Here is a 10,185-nt window from a genome sequence, read left to right on the forward strand (position 1 = left end):
CCGCCGCCCCGCGCCCGCCGCCGCCGCGTCCGCAGCAGGAGCGCGATTCCAGGCGGACGAACCCCGCGCGTCCTGCAGGCTCGGCGCCGGTGCTGCCACGATGGCGGCATGACCTCGACCGACGACCGCCCCTGGCTCGCGCAGTACCAGCCCGGCGTCCCCGCCGACATCGAGCTCCCCACGGAGTCGCTGGTGGCGATGTTCGACCGCTCCGTCGCCGAGGCGGGTGACGCGCCGGCGCTCGAGTTCTTCGGCCGCCGCACCACGTACGCCGAGCTCGGCGCGCAGGTCCAGCGCGCCGCCGAGGGCCTGCGCCGGCTGGGCGTGAAGCCGCGCGACCGGGTCGCGCTGCTGCTGCCCAACTGCCCGCAGCACGTCGTCGCGTTCTACGCGGTGCTCCGCCTCGGCGCCGTCGTCGTCGAGCACAACCCGCTGTACACGTCGCGGGAGCTGCGGCACCAGTTCGAGGACCACCGGGCGCGCGTCGTCATCGCCTGGGACAAGGCCGTCGAGCAGGTCCGGCAGTTCCCCGCCGACGTCGGCGTGGACCACGTCGTGTCGGTCAACCTGCTGCGCGCGTTCCCCGCGGTCAAGCGCGCGGCGCTGTCGCTGCCGATCCCGAGCCTGCGCGCCACCCGCCGGTCCCTGACCGCGCCGGCCCGGGGCACGATCCCGTGGGAGGACCTGCTGTCCCACGGCGCGCTGGACCCGGGGCACCCGCGCCCCGCCGTGACCGACCTGGCCGCGATCCAGTACACCTCCGGCACGACCGGCCGCCCGAAGGGCGCGATGCTCACGCACCTCAACCTGCACGCGAACGCCCTGCAGGGCGAGGCGTGGATGCACGGGGCGGAGTACCGCAGGGAGGTGTTCTACGCGATCCTGCCGATGTTCCACGCGTTCGGCATGACGCTGTACCTCACGTACGGCGTGCTCAAGCAGGGGCTGCTGGTGCTGTTCCCGAAGTTCGACACCGGCCTCGTGCTGGACGCGATGAAGAAGTCGCCGGCGACCGTGTACTGCGCGGTGCCGCCGATCTACGAGCGCACCGCGATGGCCGCCAAGGAGCGCGGGGTGTCGCTCGCGTCGTGCCGGTTCTGCATCTCCGGGGCGATGAACCTGCCGGACGCCACGGTCGAGCTGTGGGAGTCGATGTCCGGCGGCCTGCTGGTCGAGGGCTACGGCATGACCGAGTCGTCCCCGGTGGCGCTCGGCAACCCGTTCCACCCGACCCGGCGCACCGGCACCATCGGCGTCCCCTTCCCGTCCACCCGGATGCGCGTCGTGGACCCCGAGGACCCGGCGGTGGACGTCCCGCCGGGCCAGCCCGGGGAGCTGCTCCTGAACGGCCCGCAGGTGTTCGCCGGCTACTGGAACAACCCGGACGAGACGGCCGCCACCCTGCTGCCGAGCGGCTGGCTGCGGACGGGCGACATCGTCACCGTCGACCCAGACGGGTTCACCACCATCGTCGACCGCGCCAAGGAGCTCATCATCACCGGCGGGTTCAACGTGTCCCCGTCCGAGGTCGAGGGCGTGCTCCGCGGGCACCCGACCGTCAAGGACGCCGCGGTGATCGGCAGGCCGCTGGAGCGCGGCGGCGAGCAGGTCGTCGCCGCGGTCGAGCTCGAGCCCGGCGCCACCCTGGACGAGGCGGCGATCCGGGCGTACTGCCGGGAGCACCTCGCCGCGTACAAGGTGCCGCAGCGGGTCGTCGCGATCGAGGACACCCCGCGGTCGATGCTCGGCAAGGTGCTGCGCAAGCAGGTGCGCGACCAGGTGCTGCCCCGGCTCTGACCGGCGGCGCCACCCACGCACGCCGCGGCCCGACCCCTGGACGGGCACCACCCGGGCCCGGGCGCGGTGCGACGATGGGCCCGCACGTCCGCCCCGAGCCGGGAGACCCGATGATCCGCAGCACCGACCACATCCTCACGAGCCAGGCGGGCAGCCTCCCGCGCACGCCGGAGCTCATCGCCGCCAACGCCGCCCGTGAAGCCGGCCAGGAGGCCGGGGACCACGCCGCCCTGCTCCGGGGCGCCGTCACGGACCTGGTGCGCCGCCAGGTCGACCTCGGCCTCGACGTGCCGGGCGACGGCGAGTTCGGCAAGGCGATGACCAGCGCGATCGACTACGGCGCCTGGTGGTCGTACTCGTTCCAGCGCCTGGGCGGTCTGGAGCTGCGCGACGGCGCGTCGTGGATCTTCAAGGACGTGCAGTCCGGCCCGGGCGACGTCAAGGTGACCGGGTTCGGCCGGCGCCGCGATCGCGCGCGGTTCGAGGAGGCGTACGCCGACCCGACCAGCGGCGTGTTCCACGGCGGCGACCCGAAGCCGTTCCCGACCGCGGTGGCCCCGGTGACGTACACCGGCCAGGACGCGGTCGCGCAGGACGTCGCCAACCTGCGCGCGGCGCTCGACGCGACCGGCGCGCAGGAGGGCTTCATCACCTCGATCGCGCCGGCGTCGGCAGCCCGGATGGACAACGACTACTACGCCACGGACGAGGAGTACGTCTGGGCGCTCGCCGACGCCCTGCGCGAGGAGTACGTCGCGATCGTCGACGCCGGCCTGGTGCTGCAGATCGACGACCCGTCGATGGCGGAGAACTGGGACCAGATCACCCCGGAGCCGACCGTCGAGGACTACGTGCGGTTCACCGAGCTCCGGGTCGAGGCGCTCAACCACGCGCTGCGCGGGCTGCCCGAGGACCGGATCCGGTACCACCTGTGCTGGGGCTCCTGGCACGGCCCGCACACCACCGACCTGCCGATGGCGGACATCGTCCGCACGATGCTGAAGGTGAACGCGGGCGCGTACTCGTTCGAGGCCGCCAACGTCCGGCACGAGCACGAGTGGCGGGTCTGGGAGGACGTGCAGCTGCCCGAGGGGAAGCTGATCCTCCCGGGCGTGGTGTCGCACGCGACGAACGTCGTCGAGCACCCGGAGCTGGTCGCCGACCGCATCGAGCGGTTCGCGCGGCTGGTCGGCCGGGAGAACGTCGTCGCGGCGACCGACTGCGGCCTGGGCGGCCGGATCCACCACCAGATCGCGTGGGCCAAGCTCGAGACCCTGGTGCAGGGCGCCGAGATCGCCACGAAGCGCCTCTGGGGCTGACCCCCCGCGGACGCGCGACGGCCCGGCCCCCCTCGTGGGGTGCCGGGCCGTCGCGCGTGCGGGCGGCACCGGTCAGCCGGTGTTCTGCAGCCCCGCGGCCACGCCGTTGACGGAGAGCAGCAGCAGCTGCTTGTTCTCCTCGACCAGGTCCGGCTGGTCGCCGGTGCGCAGCGCGCGCAGCGCCCGGATCTGCAGCAGGGACAGGGCGTCGACGTACGGGCTGCGCAGCTGCACCGCGCGCCCGAGGATCCGGCGGCGGGACAGGATGCGGTCGGAGCCGGTGATCGCGAGCACCCAGTGCCGGGTCAGCGCCATCTCCTCGAGCACGAGCCGCGCCAGGTCGTCGCGGTCGCCCAGCGCGAGGTACCGCTCGGCCAGGCGCTCGTCCGTCTTCGCCAGCGACATCTCGACGTTGTCGATCATCGTGCTGAACAGCGGCCAGTCGGCGTACGCGGCCTGCAGCTCGGCGAGGTCGCCCACCGACTCCAGGGCGGTGCCCAGGCCGAACCAGCCGGCGAGGTTGGTCCGCGCCTGCGACCAGGAGAACACCCACGGGATCGCCCGCAGGTCGTCCAGCGACTCGACGGACAGGCCGCGGCGCGCCGGGCGGGAGCCGATCGGGAGCAGGCCGATCTCCTCCAGCGGGGTCACCTGCGCGAACCACTGCGGGAAGCCCTCGGCGCGCACCAGCTCGTAGAACCGGGTGCGGGACGACGCGTCCAGCGCGGCGGCCAGATCGGCGAACCGCTCCGTGGCGGCCGCGTTGCGCCGCTCGGTGGACGGGGCGCCGGCCAGCAGGGTCGCCGCGGCGACCTGCTCGATGTGCCGGGCACCGATCGTCGGGTTCCCGTACCGCGCGAAGATGACCTCGCCCTGCTCGGTCAGCTTGAACCGGCCGTCGACCGAGCCCGGGGGCTGGGCCAGCACGGCGCGGTTCGCGGGGCCGCCGCCGCGCCCGAGGGCGCCGCCGCGCCCGTGGAACAGCGTGAGGCTGATGTCGTGCTTCCGGCCCCACTCGGCGATCCGGCTCTGCGCGACGTCGAGCGCGAGGGTCGCGGCCACGGGGCCGACGTCCTTGGACGAGTCCGAGTAGCCCAGCATGACCTCGACGCGCCGGCCGTTCTCCGCGAGCCGCGCCTGCACGGCGGGCAGCGTGAGCATCGAGTCGAGGATGTGGACGCTGGCCTCGAGGTCGGCGAAGGTCTCGAACAGCGGGATCGCGTCGATGACCGGCCGGGTCGCCGGGTCCGGGAACACCAGCTCGGCCAGCTGGTAGACCGCGGCCAGGTGCTCCGGCGCCTGGGTGAACGACACGATGTACCGGCGGGCCGCGGCGACGCCGTACCGGCGCTGCACCGCCCCGATCGCGCGGTAGGTGTCGAGCACCTCCACCGTGCGGGGCTCCAGGTCGCCGTCCAGGCCCTTCGCCTCGATGTCCGCGAGCGCGGCGGCGTGCACCTGGGAGTGCTGGCGCACCTCCAGCTCGGCCAGGTGGAACCCGAACGTCTGCACCTGCCAGATGAGCTTCTGCAGGTCGCCGAACGCCACGCGGGTCGCGCCGGCGGCCTCGAGCGAGCGCTGCACGACGTCGAGGTCGGCGAGCAGCTCGTCGGGGCCGGCGTAGGACAGGTCGGCGTCCCGGCGCCGGGTCGCGGCGAGCCGCTCGGCGACCATGCGCAGCGCGCGGCGGTGCGGCTGGTGCCGCACCTCGGCGGCGGCCTTCGTCGCGGCGTCCTCCGAGAGGTCCCGCTGCCGGTGCCACAGCGCGACCAGCTCGGCGCTGGCCGGGGTGCCGGTGTCGTCGAGCGTGAGCTTCGCGGAGATCTTCCGCGCCGACTCCTCGAGGGCGCCGAGCACGTGCTCGTTGGCCAGCGCGGCGGCGGCCCGGGTCACCTCGGCGGTGACGTTCGGGTTGCCGTCCCGGTCGCCGCCGATCCACGACCCCAGGCGCACGAACGGGCGGACCGCCGGCTCCTGGCGCCCCGCGCCCGCCCCGGACAGCCAGTCGTCCAGGCGGCGGTACACGGTCGGGAACGTGTCGAACAGCGTGGTGTCGAAGATGTTCATCACGGTGCGGACCTCGTCCAGCACCGTGGGCTTCTGCGCCCGCAGCGGCGACGTGCGCCACAGCGTGTCGATCTCCTCCAGGATGCGGCGGTCGTTCTCCGCGCGGGAGGTGCCGCCGGCGGCGAGCGCGTCGCGCTCGGCCAGCAGGTCGGAGATGCGCCGGATCGCCCGGGACACCGAGCGACGGCGGGCCTCGGTCGGGTGCGCGGTGAGCACCGGGCGGAACTCCAGCTCCTGCAGGCGGCGCAGCGCCTCGTCGCGGCCGACCTCGCCGGCCAGGGCGTCGATCGCCGCGGGCAGGGAGTCGTCCTGCATGAGCTCGCCGGCCGGCAGCTCCGCCTCGCGGGCGCGCAGCACGCGGACGCGGTGGTGCTCCTCGGCGAGGTTCGCCAGGTGGAAGTAGCAGGTGAAGGCGCGGGCGACCTGCTGGGCGCGCTCGATGGAGAAGGAGCCGACGAGCTCCTCCGCCTCGGTGAGCGCGGACAGGTCCTGCTCGTCGTGGGCGCGGATCGTCAGCGCGCGGACGCGCTCCACGTCGTCGAACAGGTCGTCGCCGCCGGACTCGCGGATCACGCGGCCGAGGAACTCGCCGAGCATCCGGACGTCGTTGCGCAACGGGTCGGGGACCTCGTGGCGCGCGAGGCCGCGGCGGGCCTCGAGCGAGGGCTGGGGGTCGGTCACCGGTCAAGCGTAGGTCAACCGTCCGACGCACGAGACGCGTGTCCGCCTGTCGGCTACCTCACCCGTGCGCCCGAGCCGTGGGCCCGATGTCCCGCGCCACCGCGCGGGAGTCTAGGCTCGGAGGCAGTGCCCGCGGCCGGTCCGTCGCGACCGGGCGAGCAGCAACCCCCGATGATCCGGGCCGCCGAGGTCCGGGCGGAAATGAGGTGCGGTGAACGCGAAGGCTCCTGTGGCCCAGCAGGTCGGTTGGACCGAGCTCGACGTCAAGGCCGTCGACACGGTGCGTGTCCTGGCCGCCGACGCGGTCGAGAAGGTCGGCAACGGCCACCCCGGCACGGCGATCAGCCTGGCCCCGGCCGCGTACCTGCTCTACCAGAACGTGCTGCGGCACGACCCGGCGGACCCGCACTGGCTGGGCCGCGACCGGTTCATCCTGTCGGCGGGCCACTCCTCGCTGACGCAGTACATCCAGCTCTACCTGGCCGGCTTCGGCCTGGAGCTCGAGGACATCGAGGCGCTGCGCACCTGGGGCTCGAAGACCCCGGGCCACCCCGAGTACAAGCACACCAAGGGCGTCGAGATCACCACCGGCCCGCTCGGCCAGGGCATCTCCTCGGCCGTCGGCTTCGCGATGGCGGCCCGCCGCGAGCGCGGCCTGCTCGACCCCGAGGCGGCGCCGGGCACCAGCCCGTTCGACCACTTCGTCTACACGATCTGCTCGGACGGCGACCTGCAGGAGGGTGTGTCCTCCGAGGCCTCGTCCATCGCCGGCACCCAGAAGCTCGGCAACCTCATCGCGATCTGGGACGACAACCACATCTCGATCGAGGGCGACACCGAGATCGCGTTCACCGAGGACGTCGTCAAGCGCTACGAGGCCTACGGCTGGCACGTCCAGTTCGTGGACTGGACGGAGGGCGGCGAGTACACGGAGAACGTGGACGCGCTGCACGCCGCGATCGAGGCCGCCAAGGCCGTCACCGACCGCCCGTCGTTCATCGGCCTGCGGACGATCATCGCCTGGCCGTCGCCGACCAAGCAGAACACCCACGGCTCGCACGGCTCCAAGCTCGGCACCGACGAGGTCCGCGGCCTCAAGGAGGTCCTGGGCTTCGACCCCGACAAGTCCTTCGACGTCGCCCCCGAGGTCATCGCGCACACCCGCAAGGCCCTCGAGCGCGGCGCCGCCGCCAAGGCCGAGTGGAGCAAGGGCTTCGACGCCTGGCGCGAGGCCAACCCGGAGCGCGCCGAGCTGCTGGAGCGCCTGCGCGCCGGCAAGCTGCCCGCCGGCTGGGCCGACGCCCTGCCGACGTTCCCCGCCGGCAAGGCCGTCGCGACCCGCGCCGCCTCCGGCGAGGTGCTGTCCGCCCTCGCGCCGGTGCTGCCCGAGCTGTGGGGCGGCTCCGCCGACCTCGCCGGCTCGAACAACACCACCATGAAGGGCGAGCCGTCCTTCATCCCGGCCGAGCGCTCCACCCACGAGTTCGCCGGGAACGAGTACGGCCGCACGCTGCACTTCGGCATCCGCGAGCACGGCATGGGCGCGATCCTCTCCGGCATCGCCCTGCACGGCCTGACCCGGCCGTACGGCGGGACGTTCTTCACGTTCTCCGACTACATGCGCGGCTCGGTCCGCCTGGCCTCGCTCATGGGCGTGCCGGCGATCTACGTGTGGACGCACGACTCGATCGGCCTCGGCGAGGACGGCCCGACCCACCAGCCGGTCGAGCACCTCACCGCCGTCCGCGCGATCCCCGGCCTCGCCGTGGTCCGCCCGGCCGACGCGAACGAGACCGCGCAGGCGTGGAAGGCGATCCTCGAGCGCACCGACGGCCCCGCCGCGCTCATCCTCACCCGGCAGAACGTCCCGACGTTCCCGCGCGGCGAGGAGGGCTTCGCGTCCGCCGAGGGCGTCGCGCGCGGCGCGTACGTGCTGCTCGAGGCGTCGTCCGGCACCCCGGAGGTCATCCTCATCGGCACCGGCTCCGAGGTGCAGCTGGCCGTCGCGGCCCGCGAGACCCTGGAGGCCGCCGGCGTCCCGACCCGCGTGGTCTCCGCGCCGTCGCTGGAGTGGTTCGCCGAGCAGGACGAGGCCTACCGCGAGTCGGTGCTCCCGTCCTCGGTGAAGGCCCGCGTCTCCGTCGAGGCCGGCATCGCGCTGTCCTGGTGGAAGATCCTCGGCGACGCCGGCCGCGCCGTGTCGCTCGAGCACTACGGCGCCTCCGCGGCGTACGAGACGCTCTACGAGGAGTTCGGCATCACGGCGGACGCCGTGGTCGCGGCGGCGCACGAGTCGATCGCGGCGGCCTGCGGCGGCAGCGCCCCGGCGACGGACGCCAGCGCCCCGACGGAGAGCGGCACGGGCGACCAGCTCTGACCCGCTGACGCGCAGGACGGCCGGGCACCCCTCCGGGGGGCGCCCGGCCGTCCTGCGTCCCCCACCCGACCCTCGCCGAGATGGCAACTCTCGGCTGTGCGGAGGCGCCCGCCCACAGCCGAGAGTTGCCATCTCGGCGCAGGCAGGGGCGCAGGCAGGGGCGCAGGCGGCGCGAGCGGCGCACGAGAGGGCGCGGGACGTTGGTCCCCGCGCCGCGCGGAGCGCGGCGGGGAGGGTCGGAGGCGTGAGCGTGCGGCAGACCCCGGTGTACTACTACTCGTCGAGCTCCGGGCTCGTGCGGTCGTTCGCGCTGCGGCTCGACCGGCCCGTGCTCGACCTGTCCCGGCGCGAGGTCCGCCTCAGCGAGGCGGACGGGCCGTGGGTGCTGCTCACGCCGTCGTACAAGACCGGCAACGAGGCCAACGACACCATCCCGGAGGCGGTGCGCCGGTTCCTGCGCTCGCCCGTCAACCGCCGCCGCATGGTCGGCGTCATGGGCAGCGGGAACCGGAACTTCGGCCGGTACTACCAGCACGCCGCCCGGGACATCGCCGCCCGCTCGGGCCGTCCGGTGCTGTTCGAGTTCGAGATCGCGGGCACGCCCTGGGACGTGGAGGAGTGCCGGCGGATCCTGGCGGACCTGGACGCCGCGCTCGCCGCGGGCGGGGACGCCCCGGCCGTCTGACGCCCCGGGGCGCGCGCTCATCTCGCCCGGGTGGGTGCGCGCGTCGGCCGTCGGCCCTAGCGTGACCACCATGAGCCCGTCGAAGGTGCCCGCCGAGGAGATCGAGGTGCGCGGCCGCACCGTGCGGGTCTCCAACCCCGACAAGGTCTACTTCCCCGACCGCGGCCTGACCAAGATCGACGTCGTCCGCTACTTCGTGAGCGTGGGCGACGGGATCCTCGGCGCGCTGCGCGACCGACCGACGACGCTGGAGCGCTGGCCGCGCGGGTGGTTCGAGGGCGCGAAGCTGTCCACCCGCATGGACAACAAGGGCGACGCGTTCTTCCAGAAGCGGGTCCCGCAGGGAGCGCCCGACTACGTCGAGTCGACGACGATCACCTTCCCGTCCGGCCGCACGGCCGACGAGGTGACCCCGACGGAGCTCGCCGTCGTGGCGTGGGCCGCGAACCTGGGCACGCTGACCTTCCACCCGTGGCCCGTGACCCGCGCCGACGTCGAGGCGCCCGACCAGCTCCGCATCGACCTCGACCCGCAGCCGGGCACGACCTTCGACGACGCCGCCCGGGTCGCGCCGCACGTCCGGGAGGTCCTCGCCGAGCACGGGCTGACCGGCTTCCCCAAGACCTCCGGCGGGCGCGGCATCCACATCTTCGTGCCGATCGAGCCGCGCTGGTCCTTCACGCAGTGCCGCCGGGCGACGATCGCGCTCGGCCGCGAGCTGGAGCGCCGGCTGCCCGGGCAGGTCACGACGAAGTGGTGGAAGGAGGAGCGCGGCGAGGCGATCTTCGTCGACTACAACCAGATGGCCCGCGACCGCACCATCGCGTCCGCGTACTCCGTCCGCCCGAACCGTCGTGCCACCGTCTCCGCGCCGCTGCGCTGGGAGGAGGTCGCGGACGTGCACCCCGACGACTTCGACGTGACGACGATGCCCGCCCGGTTCGCGGAGGTCGGCGACCTGTTCGCCCCGCTGGTGTCGCGCACCTCGCCGTCGCCCGGCACCGACGCCGTCGCGCCGGGGGCGCTCGACGGGCTGCTGGAGCTCGCCGCGAAGGACGAGCGGGACCACGACCTCGGCGACCTGCCGTACCCGCCCGAGTACCCGAAGATGCCGGGCGAGCCGAAGCGGGTGCAGCCGAGCAAGGACCGGGACCGCCCGAAGGCCGGCGCCGCGGAGGACTGAGCCGCCGCGGGAACTCGCCGGGCGGGTGGTCCGTTCACCCCCTCCCGGACCGACGACCCCGAGGAGCGCCCGTGCC

At 74.0% G+C, this 10,185-nt stretch carries 6 protein-coding genes; 5 read left to right on the forward strand and 1 reads right to left on the reverse strand.

From position 1 onward, the window contains the following. Positions 1–108 precede the first annotated feature (108 nt). Both MHY85_RS18435 and MHY85_RS18440 read left to right on the forward strand, forming a co-directional pair. The gene (locus tag MHY85_RS18435) at positions 109–1,797 is read left to right on the forward strand and encodes a long-chain-fatty-acid--CoA ligase (protein ID WP_239199247.1); all 1,689 of its coding nucleotides are present in this window, start codon (positions 109–111) and stop codon (positions 1,795–1,797) included. A 110-nt stretch (positions 1,798–1,907) separates the two neighbouring features. Continuing rightward, complete coding sequence (locus tag MHY85_RS18440) at positions 1,908–3,116, forward strand: cobalamin-independent methionine synthase II family protein (RefSeq protein WP_239199250.1); 1,209 nt, start codon at positions 1,908–1,910, stop codon at positions 3,114–3,116. A gap of 72 nt (positions 3,117–3,188) precedes the next feature. Here MHY85_RS18440 and MHY85_RS18445 read toward each other — a convergent pair whose 3' ends face one another. Then, entirely contained in the window at positions 3,189–5,864 is a 2,676-nt protein-coding gene (locus MHY85_RS18445) for a phosphoenolpyruvate carboxylase (RefSeq protein WP_308191434.1), read from the reverse strand. Positions 5,865–6,075: 211 nt separating this feature from the next. On the opposite strand from MHY85_RS18445, the gene tkt reads away from it, so the two are divergent. The 3 genes from tkt to ligD all read left to right on the forward strand — a co-directional run bounded on the left by tkt (position 6,076) and on the right by ligD (position 10,109). Then, on the forward strand, positions 6,076–8,241 hold the full coding sequence (gene tkt / locus MHY85_RS18450; protein ID WP_239199253.1) for a transketolase: 2,166 nt from the start codon (positions 6,076–6,078) through the stop codon (positions 8,239–8,241). Between the two features lie 250 nt (positions 8,242–8,491). Next, positions 8,492–8,926: a class Ib ribonucleoside-diphosphate reductase assembly flavoprotein NrdI gene (gene nrdI, locus MHY85_RS18455; RefSeq protein ID WP_239199262.1), complete on the forward strand. Its 435-nt coding sequence runs from the start codon at positions 8,492–8,494 to the stop codon at positions 8,924–8,926. 70 nt (positions 8,927–8,996) lie between these two features. Next, a complete protein-coding gene (ligD, locus tag MHY85_RS18460; protein ID WP_239199256.1) occupies positions 8,997–10,109 on the forward strand; it encodes a non-homologous end-joining DNA ligase in 1,113 nt (370 codons plus the stop codon). Positions 10,110–10,185: the final 76 nt, after the last annotated feature.

It is taken from the genome of Cellulomonas sp. ACRRI, from assembly GCF_022346185.1.
Taxonomy (GTDB): Bacteria; Actinomycetota; Actinomycetes; order Actinomycetales; family Cellulomonadaceae; genus Cellulomonas.